General features: G+C 68.7%; 23 protein-coding genes and 2 pseudogenes. 15 read left to right on the forward strand and 10 right to left on the reverse strand.

Annotated features, from left to right (window positions below; all coding sequences use genetic code 11):
- Positions 1–67 precede the first annotated feature (67 nt).
- Positions 68–1,227: pseudogene (locus tag QZ258_RS11375) on the forward strand (IS3 family transposase).
- A gap of 204 nt (positions 1,228–1,431) precedes the next feature.
- Here QZ258_RS11375 and QZ258_RS11380 read toward each other — a convergent pair.
- Entirely contained in the window at positions 1,432–2,610 is a 1,179-nt protein-coding gene (locus QZ258_RS11380; protein WP_294181616.1) for an SAVED domain-containing protein, read from the reverse strand.
- Positions 2,611–2,732: 122 nt separating this feature from the next.
- Here QZ258_RS11380 and QZ258_RS11385 point away from each other — a divergent pair, with 122 nt between their 5' ends.
- A complete protein-coding gene (locus QZ258_RS11385) occupies positions 2,733–3,719 on the forward strand; it encodes a cyclic GMP-AMP synthase DncV-like nucleotidyltransferase (RefSeq protein WP_294181618.1) in 987 nt (328 codons plus the stop codon).
- A complete protein-coding gene (locus QZ258_RS11390) occupies positions 3,716–5,437 on the forward strand; it encodes a ThiF family adenylyltransferase (protein WP_294181620.1) in 1,722 nt (573 codons plus the stop codon). Before QZ258_RS11385 ends, QZ258_RS11390 begins: the two co-directional genes overlap by 4 nt.
- 107 nt (positions 5,438–5,544) lie before the next feature.
- Here the strand turns inward: QZ258_RS11390 and QZ258_RS11395 are convergent, their stop codons facing one another.
- Positions 5,545–5,742 (reverse strand): hypothetical protein, encoded by a 198-nt coding sequence (locus QZ258_RS11395; protein WP_294181622.1) that lies wholly within the window; start codon positions 5,740–5,742, stop codon positions 5,545–5,547.
- A 374-nt stretch (positions 5,743–6,116) separates the two neighbouring features.
- Between QZ258_RS11395 and QZ258_RS11400 the strand changes: the two genes are divergently transcribed.
- Positions 6,117–6,749 (forward strand): SOS response-associated peptidase, encoded by a 633-nt coding sequence (locus QZ258_RS11400; RefSeq protein WP_294181624.1) that lies wholly within the window; start codon positions 6,117–6,119, stop codon positions 6,747–6,749.
- Positions 6,750–6,755: 6 nt separating this feature from the next.
- Here QZ258_RS11400 and QZ258_RS11405 read toward each other — a convergent pair whose 3' ends face one another.
- Positions 6,756–7,058: a 2TM domain-containing protein gene (locus tag QZ258_RS11405; protein WP_294181625.1), complete on the reverse strand. Its 303-nt coding sequence runs from the start codon at positions 7,056–7,058 to the stop codon at positions 6,756–6,758.
- 180 nt (positions 7,059–7,238) lie between these two features.
- Between QZ258_RS11405 and QZ258_RS11410 the strand changes: the two genes are divergently transcribed.
- Positions 7,239–8,333, forward strand: a complete 1,095-nt coding sequence (locus QZ258_RS11410; protein ID WP_294181627.1) for a TerC family protein — start codon at positions 7,239–7,241, stop codon at positions 8,331–8,333.
- Here QZ258_RS11410 and QZ258_RS11415 read toward each other — a convergent pair.
- From QZ258_RS11415 to QZ258_RS11425, 3 genes are read right to left on the reverse strand one after another with little or no spacing between them, the layout of a single operon-like run.
- Positions 8,330–9,325, reverse strand: a complete 996-nt coding sequence (locus QZ258_RS11415; RefSeq protein WP_294181629.1) for a hypothetical protein — start codon at positions 9,323–9,325, stop codon at positions 8,330–8,332. The genes QZ258_RS11410 and QZ258_RS11415 overlap by 4 nt on opposite strands.
- Positions 9,322–10,479, reverse strand: coding sequence for an ATP-binding protein (locus QZ258_RS11420; RefSeq protein WP_294181631.1), 1,158 nt, complete (start codon positions 10,477–10,479; stop codon positions 9,322–9,324). Before QZ258_RS11420 ends, QZ258_RS11415 begins: the two co-directional genes overlap by 4 nt.
- Positions 10,476–11,138 carry a LuxR C-terminal-related transcriptional regulator gene (locus tag QZ258_RS11425; RefSeq protein WP_294181633.1) on the reverse strand — a complete coding sequence of 221 codons (663 nt, stop codon included), beginning with the start codon at positions 11,136–11,138 and terminating at the stop codon, positions 10,476–10,478. The genes QZ258_RS11420 and QZ258_RS11425 overlap by 4 nt, the downstream gene beginning before the upstream one ends.
- A gap of 238 nt (positions 11,139–11,376) precedes the next feature.
- Here QZ258_RS11425 and leuC point away from each other — a divergent pair.
- From leuC to QZ258_RS11445, 4 genes and pseudogenes are all read left to right on the forward strand, one after another.
- Positions 11,377–12,780: pseudogene (leuC, locus tag QZ258_RS11430) on the forward strand (3-isopropylmalate dehydratase large subunit); the annotation flags it as partial.
- Positions 12,781–12,914: 134 nt separating this feature from the next.
- Positions 12,915–13,520 (forward strand): 3-isopropylmalate dehydratase small subunit, encoded by a 606-nt coding sequence (gene leuD, locus QZ258_RS11435; protein WP_294181636.1) that lies wholly within the window; start codon positions 12,915–12,917, stop codon positions 13,518–13,520.
- A 33-nt stretch (positions 13,521–13,553) separates the two neighbouring features.
- Entirely contained in the window at positions 13,554–14,936 is a 1,383-nt protein-coding gene (gene murA / locus QZ258_RS11440) for a UDP-N-acetylglucosamine 1-carboxyvinyltransferase (RefSeq protein ID WP_294181638.1), read from the forward strand.
- Positions 14,937–14,938: 2 nt separating this feature from the next.
- Positions 14,939–15,685, forward strand: a complete 747-nt coding sequence (locus QZ258_RS11445; RefSeq protein WP_294181640.1) for a 1-acyl-sn-glycerol-3-phosphate acyltransferase — start codon at positions 14,939–14,941, stop codon at positions 15,683–15,685.
- Here QZ258_RS11445 and QZ258_RS11450 read toward each other — a convergent pair.
- A complete protein-coding gene (locus QZ258_RS11450) occupies positions 15,682–16,485 on the reverse strand; it encodes an EI24 domain-containing protein (protein WP_294181642.1) in 804 nt (267 codons plus the stop codon). The genes QZ258_RS11445 and QZ258_RS11450 overlap by 4 nt on opposite strands.
- A gap of 144 nt (positions 16,486–16,629) precedes the next feature.
- On the opposite strand from QZ258_RS11450, the gene QZ258_RS11455 reads away from it, so the two are divergent.
- Positions 16,630–17,652: an NAD(P)H-dependent glycerol-3-phosphate dehydrogenase gene (locus QZ258_RS11455; RefSeq protein ID WP_294181661.1), complete on the forward strand. Its 1,023-nt coding sequence runs from the start codon at positions 16,630–16,632 to the stop codon at positions 17,650–17,652.
- Positions 17,652–18,743, forward strand: a complete 1,092-nt coding sequence (locus tag QZ258_RS11460) for a D-alanine--D-alanine ligase family protein (RefSeq protein WP_294181643.1) — start codon at positions 17,652–17,654, stop codon at positions 18,741–18,743. Before QZ258_RS11455 ends, QZ258_RS11460 begins: the two co-directional genes overlap by 1 nt.
- Positions 18,744–18,768: 25 nt before the next feature.
- On the opposite strand, the gene QZ258_RS11465 is transcribed toward QZ258_RS11460, so the two are convergent.
- Positions 18,769–19,290: a DUF3515 family protein gene (locus QZ258_RS11465; protein WP_294181644.1), complete on the reverse strand. Its 522-nt coding sequence runs from the start codon at positions 19,288–19,290 to the stop codon at positions 18,769–18,771.
- 23 nt (positions 19,291–19,313) lie between these two features.
- On the opposite strand from QZ258_RS11465, the gene thiL reads away from it, so the two are divergent.
- Positions 19,314–20,297, forward strand: coding sequence for a thiamine-phosphate kinase (gene thiL / locus QZ258_RS11470; RefSeq protein WP_294181646.1), 984 nt, complete (start codon positions 19,314–19,316; stop codon positions 20,295–20,297).
- Positions 20,298–20,358: 61 nt separating this feature from the next.
- Entirely contained in the window at positions 20,359–21,273 is a 915-nt protein-coding gene (locus QZ258_RS11475; protein WP_294181647.1) for a DUF4862 family protein, read from the forward strand.
- Here the strand turns inward: QZ258_RS11475 and rsmD are convergent.
- On the reverse strand, positions 21,233–21,826 hold the full coding sequence (rsmD, locus tag QZ258_RS11480) for a 16S rRNA (guanine(966)-N(2))-methyltransferase RsmD (RefSeq protein ID WP_294181651.1): 594 nt from the start codon (positions 21,824–21,826) through the stop codon (positions 21,233–21,235). The genes QZ258_RS11475 and rsmD overlap by 41 nt on opposite strands.
- A 122-nt stretch (positions 21,827–21,948) precedes the next feature.
- Here rsmD and QZ258_RS11485 point away from each other — a divergent pair, with 122 nt between their 5' ends.
- Together QZ258_RS11485 and coaD are read left to right on the forward strand one after the other, a co-directional pair.
- Entirely contained in the window at positions 21,949–24,153 is a 2,205-nt protein-coding gene (locus tag QZ258_RS11485; protein WP_294181654.1) for an ATP-dependent DNA helicase RecG, read from the forward strand.
- 42 nt (positions 24,154–24,195) lie between these two features.
- Positions 24,196–24,684, forward strand: a complete 489-nt coding sequence (gene coaD, locus QZ258_RS11490) for a pantetheine-phosphate adenylyltransferase (protein WP_294181657.1) — start codon at positions 24,196–24,198, stop codon at positions 24,682–24,684.
- Positions 24,685–24,690: 6 nt separating this feature from the next.
- Here coaD and QZ258_RS11495 read toward each other — a convergent pair.
- Positions 24,691–24,965: FGGY-family carbohydrate kinase (locus QZ258_RS11495; RefSeq protein ID WP_294181659.1), on the reverse strand; the 275-nt coding region annotated here is incomplete at its 5' end.

Here is a 24,965-nt window from a genome sequence, read left to right on the forward strand (position 1 = left end):
CGGGACTGCTGAAGGTTTAGGTGACTCCTGATCTGTGGTGATTCGTCGCCGCTGGAAGGATGTCCTCATGCCTAAGCCGTTCCCCAAGGAGTTCCGGGACGACGTCGTTGCTATCGCGTTGAAGCGGGAGTCCTCCTTCGCGCAGATCGCGAAGGACTTCGGGATATCCGAGTCCTGCGTGCAGCGATGGGTCAAGATCGCCGAGGTCGACGGTGGTCGGCGGCCCGGTGTCAGCTCGAGCGAAGCGGCCGAGAATCGTGAGCTGCGCAAGCGGGTGAAGCTGCTCGAACAGGAGGTCGAGATCCTTCGCCGGGCGGCGGCGTATCTGTCGCAAGCGAACCTGTCCGGCCCAAAAGGCTCTACCCGCTCGTAGGTGAACTCGCTGCCGACGGGATTCCCGTCGCGGTGACGTGTCGGGTGCTGAAGTTCGCGAAACAGCCCTATTACCGGTGGCTGCAGGCTCCCGTCTCGCGACGGGACTGGGACGAGGCGCACCTGATCAACGCAGCGATCGATGTGCATGCCGACGATCCCGCGTTCGGATACCGGTTCATCGCCGACGAGCTCGCCGAGGCTGGGTTCACTGCATCGGAAAGGAGGGTGTGGCGGGTGTGTTCGGAGAATGAGATCTTCAGCGCGTTCGTCCGCAAACGCCGCGGCAAGGGGCGCCTGGCCGGCCCGCCCGTGCGCGACGATCTCGTCAGACGGGAGTTCACCGCGGCCGGCCCTGACCGGCTCTGGCTTACCGACATCTCCGAGCACCCGACCGGCGAGGGGAAGGTCTATCTCTGCGCCGTCAAGGACGTCTGGTCGAACCGGATCGTCGGCTACTCGATCAACGAACGGATGACGTCAGAGCTCGCTGTCTCGGCCCTGCGGATGGCGATCCCGCGTCGCAACCCGACCGGGACGACCGTTCACAGCGATAGGGGCAGTCGGTTTCGGTCGCGGCGCTTTCAAGCCGAACTTGACCGGCACGGGCTCGTCGGTTCCATGGGCAGAGTCGGCGCGGCCGGTGATAACGCCGCGATGGAGTCGTTCTTCGCGCTGCTGCAGAAGAACGTGCTCAACAGCCGCCGCTGGCCCACCCGACACGACCTCCGCCTCGCCATCGTGACCTGGATCGAGCGGGCCTATCACCGGCGTCGCCGACAACGTGTCCTCGGCATGTTGACGCCCGTCGAGTTCGAAGCCATCATGACCACACAGGCCGCATCCGCGGCCTAACGAGAAGAGTCACCAAGACCTTCAGCAGTCCCCCCCCCAGAACGGTGGGTGGCGGCGGGTCCGGATCCACTACGCAGGTAGCGTCAAGCGAGCGTGAAAGCTACCCAAGGAATTTGGGGTTAGAGGCGATGCCCCTCCAGGGGCACGTTCGGTCGACCCAACCCGAGTGCGCCGTGGTCGCGGCCTAGTGGGCGCAGTGTATGACTACCCGAAGTCGAGGGCGCGAACGTAGGTCTGGTCGTCGGTGCGCTGGTAGATCGCCAATCGCGGCTGCGCATCCCGCATGTGAGCCCGACCCATCTCGATAGCGACGACAGCCGGAGCGGCGGCGATCACGTGGACGATCGCAGCCTTGGGGAAATGCGTCTCCACGGAGACGAGAGCCTTTCGCCAGGCGTTGGAGAATGCGGTCAGGCCGGCCGGGCCGGTGATCACGTCGGTCCCAGTGGCTTGTCCGGGCCGAAGCGAGACCACGGGGAACGATGTTAGTTCCGCGGGAATCAGATCGGCTTTGATCGGGGCAGTCACCCCGACTGTCATGACCACCTCGGTGACGGTGCCGTCGGCGTCTGGGGTGGTTTGAACGAACCCAGGTATCGCGGATTCTTGACTGGGCCAAGACCAGGCGAGCACACCATCGGTTCTTGATCGGTTGAAAAGTCGGACATCTGACTTGTCGTCAAGACGGTGCCCGAGGTAGGCCAGGAGCGGGATGGGGCCAATCGCGAAGACGGCCGTGGTAGTTGCTCCGGACTGCATGAGCCTTCGATGGAGCGCGTCAATGTGCGAGTCGATGAGGTCCTTGCCACGCTCCCACGACCAGTTGGCGGTTTCGGCGTCTTTCGCTTCAACGGCGATGGTGGAATCGCGTGGGTCTTCGCCTGACAGGACCAGCCCGGCCAATCTCAGGGACTCGGACATCTGTCGAGCGCTCGCTGGGGCGAAGGTCCCGCGGATCGTCGCTGTTAGCTGCAGCACGACGACCGGGGTAAGTGTGCTGAAGGCGGTGACGCTGCGAACGCGAGCTTCGTGCTCCGCCTTCTTCGCCGTGAGGTACTCGGTGGTGTAGTAGTCCGACGCCTCCGGGTCGTCGACCATTCGATGGCATGCATGGCAAAGAAGGAGGAGGTTCCCTTCTTGCGCCCGATCGGTGGCGGACAGTTTGGAACGACCCCGTGGTGACCCCTTGCCGGCTGTCGCGCCCGTGTTGTGCGCGATTTCTCCCAGCGACGTGCTGTGGAGGTAGCTGGTACTTCCGATGAGCCACGCGGCGCAGAGCACGCATCGCCCAGCTGCGCGTGCCCACACTCGGGTTTGAGTTGAGATGGACACATCGGCACGGCGGACGAAGGAATCTCGTCGCACCGCTGCATTGCTGGTCATCTCAACTCCCCAATGTCGGTGGTCCGGCGTATCATAGTTACACGGTTGTAGTTCGGCAAGTTGGGGTAGTCCGAATCTCAGGGGGACAGCCATCGGATTCTGTCTACTTTTGGAGAACTACCATGCAACTCGCCGATCACTTCGGAGTCCTGCTCCGAGATGCCGTGAACCTCAGCCAGGGCCGACTCGACCTGCTCGAGACGCGCGTCGACAGCATCTACGCTGCGATCCGCGCCGACGTCGGCTTCGGCGCGCATGTCACTGGGAAGAGCCCTCAGGGGTCGTGGGCGCACCGCACCATCATCAATCCCGTCGGTGACAAGGAGTACGACGCGGACTTCATGCTCCTAATGGAGGACGTCGATGGATGGACCCCGCGTGACTACCTCACGAAGCTGAACTCCGTCCTGGGGTCCCACTCCATCTACGGGGCGATGCCCCGTGAACGGAAGAATCGGTGCGTCCGAATCGTCTATGCGAATCAATGCCACATCGACATCGTGCCGAGCATCATCCGTGACGGCCTCGAGTACATCGCCAACTACGACACGGACACGTGGGAGCGCACCGACACGCAAGGCTTCACGAACTGGATGAGGACGAAGGACAGTGCCGCGCGGGGCGACCTTCGCCGGGTGATCCGGTTGATGAAGTATCTGCGTGACCACAAGAACTCCTTCACCGGCACCCGCTCCGTCATCCTGACCACTCTGCTCGGCGAGCAGGTCTCCGAAGCGCGGGCCGCGATCGACCCCAGCTACTACTCGAACGTGCCGACGTCGCTGCTACACATCGTCTCGGACCTCGACGAGTGGCTGCAGGCTCGCCCGAACCGGCCGTCGATCGCCGACCCGTCCGGTTCTGGAAGCACGTTCGACCACCGCTGGGACGACGCGACCTACGAGTACTTCCGTGACCGGATCAATGCCCACGCTCGCGAGATTCGCGAAGCATACGAGAGCGACGACTACGACGAGAGCCTGAAGCTGTGGCAGGGCATCTTCGGCGCCGGCTTCGTGGCTCCGAAGGATGACAAGTCGAGCGGGCGATTCGGACCGGCGGCGGCGACAGTGGGCGCATCGGCGGGTCTGTCCGGTCGCGCCGGGTGACCGGAGGCAAGAAGCCGCGAGCCATCGAGTGGCAGCGCGCCTTCGCAGACGATGTTCAGCGGGTCGCCCGCGAGCGACCTGCCGCCGTCAGAGTCATCGAACGTCGCGCCGTCGGGGACGACGGATACCTTCGGGTGCTGATCAGTATGCCGACGGAAGAACTGACATCAGCCGAGGGCGGCCTGGCTCTTCAGGCTCAAGAGCAGTTCTTCATCGTCATCCCGCCCCAGCCATTCGTCCCGCCCAACGTTGAGGTCGACCATCGTCGGTTCGCTGGTTTCCCGCACGTGCTTGCCGGCTCACGGGTCTGCATCTATCTGGATCCGAACAGCGAGTGGGATCCCCGCGGCGGGGCTGCGGCATTGCTCGAACGACTCTGGGCGTGGCTCGGCGACGCGGCAGCCGGCGCCTTCGACGCCCAGACCGCCCTGTACCACGCCGTCGGCGGAGTCACTCAGCCCCTCGAGGGAGCCTCGACCCTGGTGGTCCGCCGTGAGCTGCCGGAGCATCACGCGATGGCGTACGCATACGAGCGATCGAACCGACGGCTTGACCTGGCCCCCGACGACTCGGCCGGCGGAACAGCACTCCCGATCTGGTACAGCCCCGACAGCCTGCCTTACGGGGTCAGCTCCGACCTTCGAGACCTTGCGAGGTTGCTCGACGATCCCAATCTCATCCGTGGCGGTCAGCCCGAGGGCGCAAGCGCGCCGAAGATCAACGGCCTCCTGACAACACTCAAGGCCGCAGCTGATCGCAATCCCGACCACACCGAGCAGCTGTTCCTGATCGCCGTCGCCCACCCGCGCGGCGGACCGCCCCACCTGCTGGCAGGCGCGCTCGGCAGCACCGTCGCCGATAGCCTGCGAAAAGCCGATGGCCAGACCCTCCCGGTCAACCTGCCATTACCGATCGCGTGGCAGCGGGTGTCCGACGAGAGGCCAAGCGTCACGACCCGGCGAGACGCAACGCGCCCGGTGCGCCGATTGGTCGGCACCTCGGTCTTTCTGTGGGGGTGCGGAGGTCTCGGATCCTGGGCCGCAGAGTTTCTCGTACGCGCAGGGGTGTCCCGCCTTGTTATCTGCGATCCCGGAACCGTCACAGGCGGGCTCCTCGTGCGTCAAGACTTCGAAGAAATGGATATAGGTGAGGAGAAGGCAGTCGCACTCGCAGCTCGACTGCGCAAACTCCGAGATGACGTCGTCATCGAGGTCGAGGAGGGTTACAACCCGGACGACCTCGAACACATCGCCGCGAACTTTGATCTCATCATCGACGCCACCGCAAACCTCGCCGTGTCTCGGGCCGTGAGCGCGATCGCCAGCCAGCGCCGGGCAATCGTCGCCCAGATTGCCACGGACCGAGAGAGCGGCTATCTCGGAATCGCGACGATCTGGCCCCCGATCGCGAGCAAGACAATCGAGCAGATCGACGCGGAAGTGGGTGAACGCGTCCGAGCTGACCCCGCTCTTGAGTGCTACCACATGCTCTGGGGTCGGGGCGAGCTAGGAAACAAGCTCATCCCTACCCGTGGATGTTCGATACCCACCTTCCACGGCTCCGCTGCTGACCTCGCCGCCGTCGCGGGCAGCCTCCTGAGCCTCGTCGCGGGACACCTCGAAACCCCGGTAGCCGGGGTCCACCTGATAGCCCTACCGCACAGTGGGCTCCCGGTACCGCCGCACCTGTTCTTTAAGGTCAAGCCCTCTATCGACTAGACCCGTCTCGGAGGCTGTCGCTTTGATTGCGTGCCAGAGCTCTACGGGCGGGCTCACCATCGAAGCGCGGGCTCCGTCTACGCCACGAGCGGTGACCTCGCATTGGACTACTTCTTCGGTCGGCGAAGTTTCTGCGCGTCCTTGTAGTGACCGCTCGTGATTTTGTCTGCCATCTCACGGGCGCGGGTCTCGCTGGCGTACCCCTGGTTGCCGTCAGTGGCGATGATGTCCGACCCGTTGTCACCGATGAGCTGCCAGCCCCACTTGCCATCAGGCCGCTCGTACACGATTCGCTGTGCGCCCATGCCTGCTTCCCTTGCTCGGTTGTGCGCAGAGCATACGCTGAACGAATCAGCGACGAAGAAGTGGTTGGCCTTGGCGAAGTGGACTAGCCCCGTAGGCGACCAGTCAGGAGAAGCATGGCAACAGAATGGCAACGAACGCTGCCGACGTGAGGTGCGAGGATCAACTTCCCGCACTCGAAACACCAAGTACACACTGCGTTTGTCGGCAGTCAGCGCGGCAGTCGGCTTTCAGAATCCCCTCTCACGGCGGTAACGCGGGTTCGAATCCCGCTGGGGTCACCAACACCAAAAACCCTCGGTTCGCCGGGGGTTTTTTGCTTGCGCTACTGCGCCGAGCCCTGCCGCGCGTCGGCCGCACGAGGCAGACTGTCGGTATGTGCGCCAGCTACGGTTTGCAGGTCACCGCCGACGAACTCCACGACGCCTTCGGCACGCTGGATGAGCGGGGGAGTGCCCCGGCGCTCGCCGCGTGGCTTGCCGAGTATGCCGAGAAGCCCGCGAAGCCGACCGGGGTGCACGCCCTGAACCTCAACCCGATCGTGCGGGAGCGCGAGCGCGACGGTGAGCACCGCCGCACGATCGACCTGGCGTGGTGGAAGCTCTGGGTGGGCGGGCAGCCCGCCAAGTTCCCGGCGATCAACGCGCGGGTCGAGAAGTTGCTCGCCTCCGGCGCCTGGTCGGGCCCGACGAAGTCGCGGCGCGCGCTCGTGCCGGTCACCTCCTACGTCGAGAAGGGCCGCTCGTTCCAGCTTGCCGAGGGGCTCTTCGCCCTCGCGGGCATCTATAACGTCACGCAACGCCCCGACGAGAGCTGGATGGTGTCATACGCGATCGTGACGCGGCCCGCGGCCGACGAGATCGCCGCCATCCACGACCGGATGCCGCTCATCGTGCGTCCGGAACTCTACGACGAGTGGCTCGACCCGACGCGGGTCGGCGACCAGGCGCTCGTCGACGAAGTACTGGCAGCGAGCGACGACCCGTCGCGCCGGCTCGAGGTGGTGTGACGCAGGCTACTGCTTGCGCCGGGTCATCTTTTCGACTTCGGCGTCGACATCCGATTCGGTGATGTGGCGGCGGGTGATGCCGAAGGCATCCAGCCCCACGAAGACCGCGGCGATCGACATGCCGAAGATCGGCCAAACCGGCCAGAAGTACGAGTCCGGCCCGCTGGTGAAGAACCACACCGCGATCAGGATCAGGATGACGACCCCGAAGATGGCCAGCATCGTCCAGAAGTCGTTGCGGGCCTTCAAACGCTTGCGCGCCTCGGCCCGGATTTCGTCATCTCCACGCAGGACGCCGTCGTTGCTCATGTTTCGAGCCTAATCCCGTAGAGTGGGGCGCGCGAAGGGGAGTATCCCACCTCATCGCGGCCGTCATCACGGGTTGCAGCGTTGGAACCCCGGTCGCGATCGCGAGAGCTCTCCGGAGTGCTCGTGCGGGAGAGACGTTCGAAGCATTGTCGTCTCTTCACACTTTCTGAAAGGTCCCCCGTGGAACTCGCCCTGCCGTTGTGGTTCGAAGTCGGATCGCTCGTCGCACTGACGCTCATTCTCGCCTTCGACGTGTTCTTGGCGTTCCGCCGCCCGCACATCCCCTCGACCCGCGAGTCGGCGCTGTGGATCGGCTTCTACGTCGCGCTCGCGATCGTCTTCGCGCTGCTCATGCTGTGGCTCGGGGATGCGGAGCACGCCGGCCAGTTCGTCGCCGGTTGGCTCACCGAGTACAGCCTGTCGATCGACAACCTGTTCGTCTTCTTGATCATCATGGGGCGCTTCGCGGTGCCGCGGAAGTATCAGCAGGAGCTGCTGATGATCGGCATCATCCTGGCGCTGTTGTTCCGCGGAATCTTCATCCTGCTGGGCGCGGCACTGATCGAGAACTTCTCCTGGATCTTCTACATCTTCGGCGCGTTCTTGATCTACACCGCCTTCAACCAGGCCTTCACCGGCCACGAGGAGGAGGCCGAGACGGAGAACAAGCTGATCGCGTTCTTCCGCCGGCGCATCGCGATCACCGAGGAGTTCGACGGCGCCAAGATGCGCACCACGATCGACGGCAAGCGCGTCTTCACGCCCGTCATCATCGTGCTGATCGCGCTCGGCACCACCGACGTCGTGTTCGCCCTCGACTCGATTCCGGCGATCTTCGGAATCACCCAGAGTCCGTTCATCGTCTTCACCGCGAACGTCTTCGCGCTGATGGGGCTCCGTCAGCTCTACTTCCTGCTCGGCGACTTGGTAGACAAGTTGGTCTACCTCAAGTACGGGATCGCGTTCATCCTCGCCTTCATCGGCGTCAAGCTCGTGCTGCACGCCCTGCACGAGAACGAGCTGCCCTTCATCAACGGCGGAGAGCACCTGGATGCCGTCCCCGAGATCGGAACCTTCACCTCGCTCGCGGTCATCGTCGCTGCGATGGCCGTCGCCGTGATTGCGAGCCTCATCAAGATCCGCATCGACCACGGCCGGATCCCCGAGCCGCGCATCCCGGGCGCCAACGGCAACGGTGTGGTCGAGCTGTCGGTGGACGTCGAGACGGACGCCGACGCGAACACCGACGCGAAGACCGACGCGAAGAAGAGCTAACCCGCCACATGCTCCCGGCGCGTGCGCGTCGTGAGGGTGCCGTTCGCCACGACGGTCAGCTGCCACGTGTCGGGCCCGCCGCTCAGACGCACCGTCATCATCCCGTCGGGCTGGCCATCCAGCACCTCGGCGGCTTCGGCGAGCCCCTCGGCGAGCCAGTCGCCGGGAGCCGGAACCGCGGCGTCGTCGAGTAGCAGCACGGTGATGCCGCGGCGGCGGGCGGCGTCCACCGAGGTGCGAAGCCGCGGGGATTCGAGGGCGCGTCCGCGGATGCGGTCGCGCAGCCGCGCCTCCAGCACCAGGAGATCGGTCGGCGTGCGGGTCGCGACGCCGTTCGCGATATCGCGCAGCGGCTCCGCGACGACGGCGCGCACGCGGGCCAGCTCCCGCTCGCGCTCGTCGGCGCGCGCCTCGTCGGCCGCGGACTCCACCGCGCGACGGTGCTCCACCTCCTGCAGACGCGCGATCGTGTGCGCGGTGCGCCGCATCCCGATCGCGAAGAACGTCACCGGCAGATTGATCGCCAAGTGCATGTAGGAGAGCTGTAGCCCGAGCAGCGGGTCGCCGGCGGTGATCGTGCTCCAACTGGTCGCCACGGCCGTCATGATCGCGAGCCCCACCCACGACCACACGATGCGACCGCGCAGGGCGACGCCGATCATGACGAGCGCCGTCATCCCGAAATTCCAGGACGCCCAGCCGGGCCACTCGCCGGGGGTGAACTGCCAGGACATCGCGAGGTTGCACGCCGTGGCCAGCGCGAGGATCGCCGCGATGCGGCCACCGGACAGGGTGTCGGGGCCCGGCGAGATGCACAGCCACGCGGCAACGACGAGAGCCGCGGCCGCGCCGAGACCCCACGGCGTCGCGCTGATCGGCGCGGTGTTGACGACGAACGCGAAGATCGTGAGGGCGAACAGGGCGAAGAGCGACCAGGCGGCGATTCGGTCCACGTTCAGCAGGCGACCCGGATCGGGGGCTGCCGCGGTCATGCGCGTCTCCATTCGAGCCGCACGCGCGTTCCGACCCCCGGTTGCGAGGCGATCCGCGCCGTGCCGCCCACCGCGGCCATGCGATCGACCACGCTGACGCGGATGCCCAAGCGGTGCGCGGGAACCTGACGCGGCTCGAACCCGGCCCCGTCATCCACGATGTCGACTCGGATGCCCTCCGCCTCCGCGGTGATCATCACGATCCGCTGCGCCGCGATCCCCGCGTAGTCGCGGCTGTTGCGCAGCACCTCGGCGCTCGCCTCACGCAGCGCCGCGCCGACCTCGGGCGGCAGTGCGTGGTCGAGGTCCCCCGAGATGACGACGTCGGCCGAGGGGGTGATCTCGGTCGCCGCGGCCTGAATCCGCCAGGCGGTGTCGCGGAAGGTCAGAGCGGCCTCGGGGTCCGCATCCGGTGCCTCCAGAACGGCGAGCGCGCGTCGCGCCAGCGGCGCCGCCGCGTCGGCCTGTTCCGGTTCGGCGCGGGCGGCACTCAACAGGGCGACGAGGACCGTGTCGTGCACGAGCGCGCCCACGCGCGCCGTCTCCCGCGCGCGCGACTCGGCACGGGCCGCGATCGCCGTCTCGGCCGCGGCCGTGTCGAAGCTCTCGTCGAGGGTGCGGGCGCGGCGCCGCAAGGCGAGCGCGAGGGCGACGAACACCCCGTTGAATAGCAGCGTGTACGAGGTGTCGATGAGCAGGAACCCCGGATCCACGTGCGGCCAGCCCTGCGCGGTGCGCACCGCCTCGACGGCGATCACCGTCGCGCCGAGATACGCGACGGCGAACGCGGGGCGCCACCAGATGGCGGCGATCGACGAGGCGAGGGCCGAGATCGTGAGCGGCCACGGTGTTCCGAGTTCAGCGCCGATGGGGCCCGGCGGGATCGCCAGCAGCGCCGTCGCCCCGGCAACCAGGAAACTCACCGCGCTGATGTTCGCGAGCACCGCGGCGACGCGGAGCCCGAGCAGCGGGGTCAACGTCAGTGCGGCCGCGGGAAGGATGAACCCGCCGAGTGCGAGGGCGGTCCACCACGGCGCCATCGCCGCGGCCTGGTCGAGCGCCATCGGCAGCCGGATCAGCCCGAAGACGATTCCCGCGGAACCGATGCCCGCCGACATGGCGACGTACACCGGTGTCGCGAGCGTGCCCTTCATCGCGACCCCGGGCCGGACGCGTCGGCGCGATCGGTGAACGGAAGGAAGTCGTCGTCGAGCGCGCGCGCCAGCAGGTCGTGGCCGTGGGATGTCGACTGCACCCGCGCGTACTTCTCGCGCAGTGTCGCCACCGACTCGTCGACGTCGGCGGCGGAGACGTCGAGGACTCCCGCGATGTCGGCGCGGCCGAATCCGGCGGCGAACAGGCGCAGCACTTCGCGCTCCCGCTCGGTGAGCCCGGCCTCGGCGAGTCGCGGATCGGCGTCGATCGAGGCCGCCCAGTCGGTGGACATCACGGTCACGCCGGTCGCGCACGCGCGCACCGTCTCAATCAGCACCGAGACCGGATCCGATTTGCGGACGACTCCGACGACGGCGCTTCCCGCGATCATCCGGAGGTAGTCGGGGTTCTCGCCCGAGGTGTAGATCACGACCCTCGCCCCGGCATTCACGAGCCGTTCGACATTGCGTCGCGGAGACGAGCCGTCGGCGAGGCGGAGATCGAGGATGACGACGTCGACCGTCTTCCCGGCGGCGAGCAGTTCGTCGACCGTCTCGGTGCCGAGCACGTAGTCGAGATCCTCCGGGGTCTCGAGCGCGTGGCGCAGGGCGAGCGCGATCGCTTCATGATCATCAACGAGCGCAATGCGATGCGGCATCCGAACCTCGACTTCCGGCGATAACTGAGCGTAGCCCAGCAGTGGGCTGTGAGGCGGACCGCGACGGCGGAGCCGGGCATCCCGGTGCTACTCTGAACGGATGCTGTTCGATCGGCTTCTTCTCCTTCGTCGCCGCGACGAGGCCTAGTCACCCACACCGGCCTCCCTCGTCGCGGAGACCGTCACGCCCTGACATCCGGCCGATTCGAAATCCAGCGAAGAAGGAACCGACATAGCCATGAGCGCAAAAACTCTCGCCGAGAAGGTCTGGGCAGACCACCTCGTCACCCGTGGTGAGAACGGCGAGCCCGATCTCATCTACATCGACCTGCACCTCGTGCACGAGGTCACCAGCCCCCAGGCCTTCGACGGCCTGCGGGCGGCGGGGCGTCCCGTGCGTCGGCCCGATCTGACGATCGCGACCGAAGACCACAACACCCCGACCCTCAACATCGACAAGCCGATCGCCGACCTCACCAGTCGCACCCAGATCGAGACGCTGCGCAGCAACGCGAAAGAGTTCGGCATCCGCCTGCACTCGCTCGGCGACAAGGAGCAGGGCATCGTGCACGTCGTCGGTCCGCAGCTCGGTCTGACCGTGCCCGGCAGCACCGTCGTGTGCGGCGACAGCCACACCTCCACCCACGGCGCGTTCGGTGCGATGGCCTTCGGCATCGGCACGAGCGAGGTCGAGCACGTGCTCGCCACGCAGACTTTGCCGCTGAAGCCCTTCAAGACGATGGCGATCACCGTCGAGGGCGAGCTGCGTCCCGGCGTGACGGCGAAGGACATCATCCTCGCCGTCATCGCGAAGATCGGCACCGGTGGCGGCCAGGGCTACGTGCTCGAATACCGCGGCAGCGCGATCCGCTCGCTGTCGATGGACGGCCGCATGACGATCTGCAACATGTCGATCGAGGCGGGCGCGCGCGCCGGCATGGTGGCCCCCGACCAGACCACCTACGACTACCTGAAGGGTCGCCCGCACGCGCCCGAGGGAGCCGACTGGGATGCGGCGGTCGCCTACTGGGAGACGCTGCGCACCGACGACGACGCTGTCTTCGACGCCGAGGTCTACCTCGACGCGAACGAGCTGGAGCCCTTCGTCACCTGGGGCACCAACCCCGGCCAGGGCGTGTCGCTCTCGGATGCGGTGCCCGACCCGGCGACGATCACCGACCACAACGAGCGGGCCGCCGCCGAGCGCGCGCTCGAGTACATGGATCTGGCGGCGGGCACCCCGATGAAGGAGATCGCGGTCGACGCGGTCTTCATGGGCTCCTGCACGAACAGCCGCATCGAAGACCTGCGCGCCTTCGCCTCGATCATCAAGGGGCAGAAGAAGGCCGACGGCGTTCGCGTCATGGTCGTTCCCGGTTCGGCGCGGGTGCGTCTGGAGGCCGAGGCCGAGGGCCTGGACAAGGTGATCGAGGAGTTCGGTGCCGAGTGGCGCTTCGCGGGCTGCTCGATGTGCCTCGGCATGAATCCCGACCAGCTGGCGCCGGGGGAGCGTTGCGCGTCGACCTCGAACCGTAACTTCGAGGGTCGGCAGGGCAAGGGCGGGCGCACCCACCTGGTCTCGCCGCTCGTCGCCGCCGCGACCGCCATCCGCGGCACCCTCTCCTCCCCCTGGGACCTCGAAGCCGACGCTCGGGATGCATCCCTGGCGCCGGCGAGTGCCGCGCGCGGTACGCGTTCGGGTCACCAGGCACTCGCTGACGACGGGCAGGACGCCCTCGACGGAGAACTGGCCCACGACGAGACGGGAGCCCGCTGATGGAGAAGATCACCCAGGTCACCGGCATCGCCGTGCCGTTCCCGCGCTCCAACGTCGACACCGACCAGATCATCCCCGCGGTGTTCCTGAAGCGCGTCACCAAGACCGGCTTCGACGACGCGCTCTTCCACTCCTGGCGGCAGGACGAGAACTTCATCCTCAACCAGCCCGCCTATCAGGGCGCGCGGATCCTGTTCGCCGGCCCCGACTTCGGCACCGGCTCCAGCCGCGAACACGCCGTCTGGGCGCTGCGCGACTTCGGCTTCGCCGCCGTCATCAGCCCGCGCTTCGGCGACATCTTCCGTGGCAACTCCGGCAAGCAGGGCCTGCTCACCGGCACCGTCACCGAGGAGCAGATCACCACGATCTGGAAGATGCTCGAAGACAACCCCGGGATGGAGGCGACCGTCGACCTCGTCGAGCGCACCGTCACGGTCGGCGACTTCACGGTTCCCTTCGACATCGACGACTACACTCGCTGGAGGCTCCTGGAGGGCCTGGACGACATCGGGCTGACGCTCCGCAACGAGGAGCGCATCACCGAGTTCGAGACCTCCCGCGCGTCCTGGCGGCCGACGACACTTCCGGCCAAGACCGCCTCCTAGTCGTCGGTGCCCGCAACAGAAAGAAGCAAAGTGGTGGATTCGATCGCGACGAGCAACCTCGCGAAGGATGCCCGGAAGGCCGGCCAGCGCGTCGGTCTCGCGGGCGACACAATCGTCATCCGCGGCGGCAAGCCGTTGCGCGGCACGGTCGATGTGCGCGGGGCGAAGAACCTCGCCACGAAGGCGATGGTCGCGGCGCTGCTCGGCGAGACCCCGAGCATCCTGCAGGACGTTCCCGCGATCAGCGACGTGCAGATCGTCTCGCGCATGCTCGAGGCCTACGGCGTCGCCGTGACGAGCCCCGAGGACGGCGTGCTCGTCCTCGATCCGGTGAACGTCGCGCGCGCCCACTTCGCCGAAATCGACGCGCTCGCCGGCAGCAGCCGCATCCCGATCCTGTTCTGCGGGCCGCTCCTGCATTCGCTCGGCGAGGCGCTCATCCCCGACCTCGGCGGATGCCGCATCGGCGACCGTCCGATCGACTTCCACCTGGATGCGCTGCGCGCCTTCGGTGCCGTCGTCGACAAGAGCTACGAGGGCATCCGCATCACCGCGCCCGACGGGCTCTCCGGCGCCAATATCGAGTTGCCTTACCCGAGCGTTGGCGCGACCGAGCAGGTGCTGCTGACCGCGGTGCGCGCCAGCGGCGTGACCGAGTTGAAGAACGCGGCCATCGAGCCGGAGATCATGGACCTGATCGCGATCCTCCAGAAGATGGGCGCGATCATCTGGACCGAGCCGAACCGCACCATCTTCATCGAGGGCGTCGAGCACCTGAAGGGCTACACGCACCGCGCGATCTTCGACCGCAACGAGGCCGCGAGCTGGGCCTCGGCCGCGCTTGTCACGGGCGGTGACATCTTCGTGAAGGGTGCCAAGCAGCTCGAGCTGATGACGTTCTTGAACGTGTACCGCAAGGCGGGCGGCGAGTTCGAGGTCGCCGAGGACGGCATCCGCTTCTGGCACCCGGGTGGCGCGCTGAAGGCCGTGCAGGTGGAGACGGATGTGCACCCCGGCTTCATGACCGACTGGCAGCAGCCGCTCATCGTCGCGCTGACCCAGGCGGAGGGCGTTTCGACCGTGCACGAGACCGTGTACGAGAACCGCTTCGGGTTCACCGAGGCGCTCGTCGAGATGGGCGCGAACATTGTCGTGCACCAGGACGGCCTCGAGTCGCTCACCCGTCGCGTTCCGCGGCGCAAGTTGGAGCAGGCCGCCGTGATCACCGGCCCGACGCCGTTGCACGCGGCCGACGTTCGGGTTCCCGACCTGCGCGGCGGCTTCAGCTACCTGATCGCCGCGCTTGCCGCCGAGGGCACGTCGCGCGTCACCAACCTCGGGCTGATCAGCCGCGGCTACGAGCACTTCGTCGACAAGCTGACGGATCTCGGCGCGGACTTCACCGTCGAGGCCTAGGGATGGCGCGAGTGCGGTCGGAGAAGACCTTCGGCTGGAGGGTCATCGCGGCCTTCGTGCTGCCGCTGTTGTTGGGGCTCGCGCGATATCGGGTGCGGAATCCGGAGCGGATTCCGACGTCGGGTGCGTTCGTTCTCGCCCCGAACCACGTCACCAACTTCGACCCGTTCGTGACCGCCTATCTGCTGTGGAAGCTCGGCCGCGTGCCGCGCTTCCTCGCGAAGGCGGGACTGTTCAAGGTTCCCGTCATCGGGTGGCTGCTCCGCTTCACCGGCCAGATCCCCGTTGAACGGCAGGGCCGCGGCACCGCGGATCCGCTGGCGGCCGCCTCACGCCTGGTGGATGACGGCCTCGCCGTCATCGTCTACCCGGAGGGCACGCTGACCCGCGACCCCGAACTGTGGCCGATGCGCGGCAAGTTCGGTGCCGCGCGCCTGGCGCTGGCCCACGGCATCCCGGTCATCCCGGTGGCGCACTGGGGCGCGCAGGCCGTGCTGCCGCGGTATTCGAAGAAGCTCAGCTTCTTCCCCCGTAAGACGATCGAGTTGAACGTGGGCGAGCCGGTGGACCTCTCAGCCTGGGAGGGGCGCGCGGGCGACCCGGCGGCGCTCGCGGAGGCGACCGCCGAGATCATGCGCCGCGTGACGCTGCTGCTCGAGGAGCTCCGCGGCGAGACGGCACCGGTCGAGCGCTGGGATCCCGCGAACTACGGCCAGTCCGAAATCGGCCGCTTCGACGACCGCCCCTAGCCGCCCGACCCGCCGCGCCCCGCGGGCGCGGGGGCGTCGAGGACGTCGCGGACGAGCAGGATCGCGCCGGCGGCGGCGGCGGGCATCGCGATGATCGCGCCGAACGGGATGAGGAAGCACACCTGCACGGCGACGCCGAATCCGAAGCTCCGGGCGCGCCGACGCCGCAGCGCCGCGCGCGCCTCGCGCCCGACGAGACCGCGCGTGCCGAAGGGGGCGAGGGTCAACTCCCAGCTGAGCGCGCGGGCGGTCGCGACGAAGCCGAGCACGGCGGCGGCGACCGTTCCGATCACCGGGATGATGCCGACGAGCGCGACGACGATGCTCGCGCCGATGGAGAGCAGCACGAGCACCAGCGTGTCGCCGATCGTGCGCCACACGCTCGGCGAGAGATCCGGCGGTACGTCTCCGCGCGAGGCATCGGCGGCGCGTTGGATGCGGTCGTAGAACGGCGCCCCCACCAGCAGCGTGAGCGCGGTGAAGACCCGGGCCGCGAGGGCGAGTGTCGCGATGATCAGGGCGATCGCGATGACGACTTGGAGCGCACCGCGCCATCCGGCATCCCACGACTCGGCAAAGAAGGTGAGCACGTTCGTGATCGGGTCCAGGAACGCGCCGAGCACGGCGATCGCCGTGACCAGACCGGCGCCGACCAGCGCGGCCGGCAGCAGCCCGAGCGCCATCAGCCCCGGCCTGACCGACCAGAACGCGAAACCGCGACCCAGTAACGCGACACCGCGGAAGAACTCGGGAATCAGGCGCAGCGGCCTCGTCGCGGCGGCGACGACCGGGGTGCTCATGCGTCCAGGGTAGGCGGGATGCGTCCGAGAGCGAGCGGACACGGCAGAATGGGGGCGGTGGTCTCGCGAGCGCGGGACCCGGAAGGCGGATGCGTGAGCGAGACCCAGGCCGATGGCGCCACGGCATACCCCCGAACCACGCCGTTGCCGGTGGTCCCGGCGGGCACGCGCCGGGTCGCGGTGCTCGGCGCCGGTTCCTGGGGCACCACCTTCGCCAAGATTCTGGCCGACGGCGGGTCGAGCGTCTCGATCTGGGCGCGTCGCCCCGAGCTCGCGCGAGAGATCACGCAGTCGCGCCGCAACTCCGACTATCTGCCGGGCGTGAACCTGCCGCGCGGCATGTGGTCCAGCTCGCGTCTGCCCGACGTGCTGGAGGGCGCCGACCAGGTCTACCTGAGCGTGCCGAGCCAGTCGCTGCGCGAGAACCTTCGCATCGTGCGCGAACTGATTCCGGACGGCGTTCCGGTCGTCTCGCTCATGAAGGGCGTCGAGCGCGCCACGCGCCAGCGCATGAGCGAGGTCATCGAGCAGGAGCTCGAGATCGCGCCCGAGCGCATCGCGGTGGTCTCCGGGCCCAACCTCGCGCTCGAGATCGCGAAGGAGCAGCCGACGGCGGCCGTCGTCTCCTCGGTTTCGCTCGCGACGGCGACCGAGGTCGCCAAGGCGGCGACCAACCGCTATTTCCGCTGCTTCGTGAACACGGATGTCATCGGCACCGAGTTCGGCGGCGTCCTGAAGAACCTGATCGCCGTCGCGATCGGCATCGTCGACGGCGTCGGCTACGGCGAAAACACGAAGGCGTCGATCATCACCCGCGGTCTGGTCGAGATGACGGACTTCGCGGTCGCGTTCGGCGCGCGTCCGGAGACGCTCGCTGGCCTCGCCGGTCTGGGCGACCTGATCGCCACCTGCGAGTCGCCGCTCAGCCGTAACAACACGGCGGGGCGCCTGCTCGGGCAGGGCTACGACTACCACGAGGTGATCGCGCAGATGAATCAGACCGCCGAGGGCATCGGTTCGGTCGCCCCCGTGCTGGAGCTCGCCGCCGAGCGCGGCGTCGACATGCCAATCGTCTCGCAGGTGGCGGAGGTGCTCGCGGGCACCCTCGACCCGAAGGACATCGCCCCGCACTTGACGACCGACGGCGGCGAACCGGAGGGCGAGTGATGACTGCCCCGCGCATCCGCGTCGCGCTGTTGTTCGGTGGGCGCTCGAGTGAGCATGCGATCAGTTGCGCGACCGCCGGCGGTGTGCTGGGCGCGATCGATCGCGAGCGCTACGAGGTGATCCCGGTGGGCATCACCCGCGACGGCGCCTGGACGCTGCACCCCGACGACGCGGCCTCGCTGACCCTGCAGGGGCTGCCCGAGGTGTCCGACGACGGTTCGCGGGTTCACCTCCCGGATTCGGCGCAGAGTCGCGAGTGGACGGTGACGGATGCCGACGGCACCACGCGCTCCCTCGGCGAAATCGATGTGGCGTTCCCGATCCTGCACGGCCCGTTCGGCGAGGACGGCACCATCCAGGGCGCCCTCGAGCTCGTTGGGGTGCCGTATGTCGGCAACGGCGTGCTCGCCTCCGCGCTCGGCATGGACAAGCACTTCACGAAGAGTGTGCTGCAGGCGGCGGGCGTCGAGGTCGCGCCGTGGGTGACGGTGACGCGGGCGGCGCTCGCGCGCGACGCGGAACTGTGCCAGCGACGCATCCGCGCACTTGGGCTTCCGGTGTTCGTGAAGCCGGCGCGCGCCGGGTCGAGCGTCGGGGTCACGAAGGTCTCCGACTGGGATGCCCTGGACGACGCCCTGGACGTCGCGTTCGCCGAGGATCACCACGTGCTCGTCGAGCAGGCGGTCGTCGGCCGCGAGCTCGAGTGCGCGGTGCTCTCGGGGCACGACGGCGCACCGCCGCGGGTGAGCGTCGCGGGCGAGATCATCGTGACCGGTCGCGCGTTCTACGATTTCGACGCGAAGTACCGCGACGTGCCCGGCGTGGAGCTGGTCTGCCCGGCGGCGCTCGGTGACAGCGAGTTGGCCGAGATGCAGCGCGTCGCGGCGCGCGCGTTCGAGGCGATCGGCGGCTCGGGGTTGGCGCGGGTCGACTTCTTCTTCACCGGCACCGGCTTCGTGGTGAACGAGGTGAACACGATGCCGGGCTTCACCCCGATCTCGATGTTCCCGAAGTGCTGGCTCGCGAGCGGGCTGAGCTACCCGGAGCTCATCGACGAACTGATCACGCTCGGGCTCGCGACCGCACGGTAGTCGCCCGGCGGAATCCGGGCGCGGGCTACGGCGCGGGCGTCGGTTCGGCGTCGAGGTCGTCGCCGGTCACCGTGTCGGCGAAGCCGGTGCACTCGCGGCCGTTGAGCTGGGTGAACGAGACCGCGTTGGCGAGGTCGTCGAGGGCGACGCCCGCGCTGATGATCTCGGTGTCGACGGCGACCTGCACGGCGGGCTCGCGGCCGTAGCTGGTGTAGCGGTAGTTGGGGGCGTCGCTGTCGTCGAGCAGCCACGAGATTCCGGTGCCGGGGATCTCGATGCACAACTGGGTGGAGGGGCCCGGAACCTCGACGCCGCAGCGCAGGATGACGGCGACCGGGTCGCCCCAGGCGCCGGTGGCCTGGGCGTCGGTTTCGAGCGCGTCGAGGGTGCCGACGGTGTCGGGGAGGCGGACGGTGACGTCGGCGCATCCGGGGTCGTTCGCGTTCGGCGCCGCCTCGAGGCTCACCGTGGTGACGCATCCGCTGAGGGCGGCCAGCAGGGGCAGGAACAGCGCGAGGGTGAGCGCGCGCGGGCGGCGTGAAGACATCGGGTTCAGGCTAGCGTGGGCGGATGGATACTCTCGGCTCGATCGGTGAGATCGCGGTGTTGCGCCGGTTGTTTCCCCGCCTGCCGGAGGCGGAGTCCACGATCGTGGGGCCGGGGGATGACGCCGCCGTGCTGGCGGTTCCCGACGCTCGCATCGTGATCACGACCGACACGATGGTGCAGGGGCCCGATTTTCGACGCGCCTGGTCGAGCCCGTTCCAGCTCGGCTGGAAGGCGGCGGTCTCCAATCTCTCGGATGTTGCGGCGATGGGCGCGCGTCCGACGGCGCTGCTGGTGGCGCTGATCGCCCCCGCCGATAAGTCCGTCACGGAGCTGGAGGAGCTCGCGGATGGCTTCCGCGAGGCGTGCGCCGCGCTTGCGCCCGGGTGCGGCGTGGTCGGCGGCGACCTGTCGGTCGCGGACTCCCTCACGCTCGCGATCACGGCGTTCGGCAGTCTCGACGGCCGCGAGCCGGTGCTGCGCTCGGGTGCGCGGCCGGGGGATGTCGTCGCGGTGAGCGGGGCGCTCGGGCTCGCCGGGGAAGGCATCCGGTTGCTCTTCGAACGCGGCGTGGATGCCGAGGGCGAGCCGAGCGCGGAGGCGGCGGCGGCGCTCCGCCCCGAGTTCGATGACGTGTTGGATGCGCAGCTCACCCCGCGTTCGCCGATCGCCGACGGGGCGCTCGCCGCCGACGCGGGGGCCACGGCCATGCTCGATGTGAGCGACGGACTCGTGCTGGATGCGCGTCGCATCGCGCGCGCCTCGGGGGTGCGGATCGACTTCCGTGCGGGCGACCTGGACACCGGCGCCGTTGCGCTGGAGCGCGTGCTGCACGGGGGAGAGGACCATGCCCTGCTGGCAACGTTTCCGGCGGGCACGAATCTGCCCGGTGGCTTCCGCGCGATCGGAAAGGTCGCCGAGGGCGAGGGAGTCTCGCTCGACGGTGAGGCGCTCGACGAGCGCGGCGGCTGGGATCCGTACGCTGACTGGGACGGGCAGGCGGGCTAGCGTGATCCCGCCGCGTGTGCGCGGGGCGCGGTGACAACGACGACAGGATGGGCGAGGTTTCGTGACTTTTGTGCTGAGTGTGTACCCGCTCGTGGGCCGTCGACCGCCGGAAGAGGCCCAGCGCATCCTGCGCGGAGCGAGCGAGCTGCCCGAGAGTGAGCCCTGGGAGGTCGCCTGGCTCTCCGCCGGGTGGGGTGAGCTGCCGTGGGCGTCGGCACTCGGGGCGCGCCGCGAGGTGATGGTCACGACGATGCCGCGCGTGGTGGCCGAATTCCGTTCGGGGGCCGGGATTGCGGCACACGACGCGGACGACCGGGCGCGCGGGCTGGCGGCGGTGTCGGAGCTGCGCGACGCGGTGGCCGCGCTGCACGATTCGGTCGGTCGGCGGGTGGTGCGCGGGGTGATGATCCACGCCGCACCGCGCCGCGAGACGTGGTCGGGCGAGGCACTGGAGGCCTCGCTCGCGGAGATCGCGAGCTGGGACTGGCAGGGTGCCGACCTCATGCTCGAGCACGTGGACGCGCTGATGCCCTCGCATGAGCCGGCGAAGGGGTTCGGTGTACTCGAGGCGGAGATCGCCGCGATTCGCGCCTCCGGGGTGCCGATCCGAATCGCGCTGAACTGGGGCCGCTCGGCGATCGAGCTGCGCGACGGCGAGCTCGTCCGAAACCACGTCGACGAGGTGCGTGACGCGGGACTGCTTGCGGGGATGGTGTTCTCCGGGGTGAGCTCCGACACCACGGGCTGGGGTGCACCGTTCGCGGATGGTCATCTGCCCTCGGAGATCACCGAGCCCGCGTCGATGCTGTCGACGAGCCGGATCGAGGCCGCCGTCGAGGCGACCCGCGGCGAGGGCTTCCTCGGGGTGAAGATGACCTGGCCGCACCTCGAGGCGGATGGCGCCCTGGCGGCGCTGGGCGCCGAGATCGATCAGGTTAGAGCGATTGCGGCGGCGTCGGGTCGCCCGGCACGCTGAGCCAGTAGAGGGTCGTTTCGCCGTAGTCCTTGCGCCGTTCAAGCTCGAAGCCTTCGGGCCAGTCGGGTTCCGCGTCGCGCGCCGACCGCTCGACGACGAGGAGCGCGTCGGGTGCGAGGCGCGGCGCCAGCAGCTCCAGGTCATGCCGCAGGGCGGCGTTGTCGAGCTCGTAGGGCGGGTCGAGGAAGACCAGATCGAATGAGCCCGCCGCGCCGACGAGGTACGCGGTGACGGATTGGCTCGACACGGTGATCTCGGGCGCGGCGCCGGCAGGGGCCGCCTTGGTGATCGTCGCGGTGTTGGCGCGCATCGCGCGAACGGCGGCGCTCGACTTGTCGACGAGCACGACGCGTCGCGCCCCGCGGCTCGCGGCCTCGAGACCGAGCGCTCCCGACCCGGCGAACAGGTCGAGAACCTGCGCGCCGTCGAGGGCGTCGCGCGCCTCGAGCGCCGAGAAGATCGCCTCGCGCACGCGGTCGCTCGTGGGCCGGGTGCCGCTCGTCGGAACCGACAGTCGAAGGCTGCCCGCGAACCCCGCGATGATGCGCGTCATGCCCCCACGCTACCGGCGGGGCGCCCCTCCTTTTTGATGGTGCCAATTGAGCTTGGCGCCAAGCTCAATTGGCACCATCGATTCGGGGGCACGGGGTGGGCGGGCGCCGGTAGCCTCGAGGCGTGGATGCGTCGCAGGCTGACCCGCTCGAGCAGCGGCTCGTGTCGGTGCTCGGCGACCGCACCGCGAAGGCGCTCGACAAGGCCTTCGGCTACCGCACGGTCGGCGAGTTCCTCGCCCACTATCCGCGGCGGTACGCGCGGCGCGGGGAGCTGACCGCGATCAGCGAGCTCGCGCTCGACGAATCGGTCACGATCGTGGCCGAGGTGCGCAGCGTGCAGGAACGCTCGATGCGCAACCGCAAGGGCAGCATCCTCGAGGTCGTGATCAGCGACGGTCGCAGCCACCTCACGCTCACCTTCTTCAACCAGGGCTGGCGAGCGAAGGAGCTGCAGCCGGGGGCCCGCGGCATCTTCGCCGGCAAGGTGGGGGAGTACCGCGGCGCGCGGCAGCTCGCGCACCCCGACTACGAGCTCTTCGAACAGGCGGATGCGGACGGCGGCGGCGCACTCGCTACGACGACCGCGGGGGCCGAGAAGTTCGCGCGGGACTGGGCCGAGCAGCCGATCCCGCTCTACCCGGCGACCTCGTCGCTCGCGAGCTGGCAGCTGCAGCGCGCGCTCGGGGTGATCCTCGACACGCTGCCGGAGCTTGACGACCCGGTGCCGGCCTCGGTGCGCGAGACGCGCCGGCTGCTGACCTTCCGCCGTGCGCTCGAACTCGTGCACCGTCCGACGGCGGATGCCGAGTGGCGCGCGGCGCAGGACGCGCTGCGTTTTCAGGAGGCCTTCGTGCTGCAGGCGGCGCTGCTTCGGCAGCGGGCCGAACGCCGCGCCGAGGCCGCGACGCCGCGCACCCCCGGCCCGCGCCTCGCCGAGTTCGATGCGGCGCTGCCGTTCGAGCTGACCGGCGATCAGCGCGCGGTGGGTGAGGAGATCCGGTCGGAGCTGGCGGCGGGAATCCCGATGAACCGGCTCGTGCAGGGCGAGGTCGGCTCCGGCAAGACGCTCGTGGCGCTCCGGGCGATGCTCACGGTCGTCGATTCGGGCGGTCAGGCGGCGTTCCTCGCGCCGACCGAGGTGCTCGCCGCGCAACACCTGCGCTCGATCGTGGCGAGCCTGGGCCCTGATCTCGCGGCACGCGTGCGACCGATCCTGTTGACCGGTCAGCTGCCCGCGGCCGACCGGAAGCGGGCGCTGCTCGCCGCGGCCTCCGGCAGTGCGGGAATCGTCGTCGGCACGCACGCGCTTATCGGCGACACGGTGCAATTCGCGGATCTCGGTCTCGTGGTCGTCGACGAGCAGCATCGCTTCGGGGTCGACCAGCGCGAGGCGCTCCGGCTGAAGGGCCGCAGCCCGCACGTGCTCGTGCTGACGGCGACGCCGATCCCGCGCACGGTCGCGATGACGGTCTTCGGTGATCTCGACGTCTCGACGATCCGGGAGCTGCCGGCCGGGCGCACACCGCTCGCGAGCCATCTGGTGGCGCTCGCCGAGCACCCGCAGTGGGAGGCACGGATCTGGCAGCGGCTCGCTGAGGAGCTCGAACAGGGCCGGCAGGGATTCGTGGTGTGCCCGGCGATCGACGCGAGCGCGGTGGAGGAGCATGCGGATGCGCCGGCCCAGGCCGCCGCCGACGGGGCGTCACCTCGACCGCCCGCCGCGGTCGAGACGGTGCTGGCTGGGCTGCGCGAGCGCGCCGAGCTCGCGGGCCGCCGCATCGAGCCGCTGCACGGTCGGATGTCGAGCGAGCAGAAGGACGCCACGATGCGTGCCTTCGCCGCGGGCGACATCGATGTGCTCGTGGCGACGACGGTGATCGAGGTCGGCGTCGACGTGCCAAACGCCTCCACGATGGTGGTGCTCGACGCCGACCGTTTCGGGGTCGCGCAACTGCACCAGCTGCGCGGCCGTGTCGGTCGCGGCGGCGTTCCGGGGCTCGCGCTCTTCGTGACGCACGCCGAGCCCGAGTCGATCGCACTCGAACGCGTCGCGGCCGTGGCCGCCACGATCGACGGCTTCGAGCTGGCGCAGGTCGATCTCGAGCTGCGGCGCGAGGGCGACGTGCTCGGCCGGGCGCAGTCGGGGGGGCGCTCCTCGCTCAAGCTCCTGCGTGTCGCTCGCGACGGCGACCTGATCGCCGAGGCGCGCGGGCTCGCTGCCGCGGTCCTGGATGCCGACCCGGCGCTCGACGCCCAACCCGCGCTCGCCGCGGCGCTCGCCCGGCGGCTCGACGATGCCGAGCGCGCGTTCCTCGCCAAGTCGTAGCCGGTCACAAACCTGTGACAGCGACCGGCTAGGGTGTGACGCATGAAGCGCATCGCGGTGGTTCCGGGCTCGTTCGATCCGGTCACTCTCGGACACATCGACGTCATCGAACGCGCCGCGAACATGTTCGACGAGGTGCACGTCCTGGTGGTGCACAATCCGGATAAGGCGGCGCTGCTGCCGATCGCGCAACGCGTCACGCTCATCCAGGACTCGATCGCCGAGGCCGAGCTCTCCGGTGAGATCCTCGTCACGAGCTGGAGCGTCGGCCTGCTGGTGGACTACTGCACGGATGTGGGCGCCAGCGTGCTCGTGAAGGGCATCCGCTCACAGGTCGATGTCGCCTACGAGACGCCGATGGCGATCGTCAACCGCAATCTCGCGGGCGTGGAAACGGTGTTCCTGCTGCCCGACCCCGCGCACGCGCACGTCTCCAGCTCGCTCGTGCGCCAGGTCGCGGCGCTCGGCGGCGACGTGGCGCCGTACGTTCCGCGTGCCGTCGCCGACTTCCTGCAGTCCGAGCGCGAGTAGCGACGGTTAGGCCGACGCCGGGTCGACCCAGTCGAAGGTGCGGGTGACGGCCTTCCGCCACTCGGCGAGGCGGTGCGTGCGCGTCTCCTCGTCCATCGTGGGGTCCCAGCGCGTGTCCTCCTGCCAGAGTGAGCGCAGCTCGTCGAGGTCCTTCCAGAACTCGGTGGCAAGCCCCGCCGCGTAGGCGGCGCCGAGCGCCGTGGTCTCGGCGACCACCGGACGGATCACCGGCACGCCCAGAATGTCGGCCTGGAACTGCATCAGTGCCTCGTTCGCAACCA

Source organism: uncultured Schumannella sp. (assembly GCF_905479755.1).
Lineage (GTDB): Bacteria > Actinomycetota > Actinomycetes > Actinomycetales > Microbacteriaceae > DCRR01.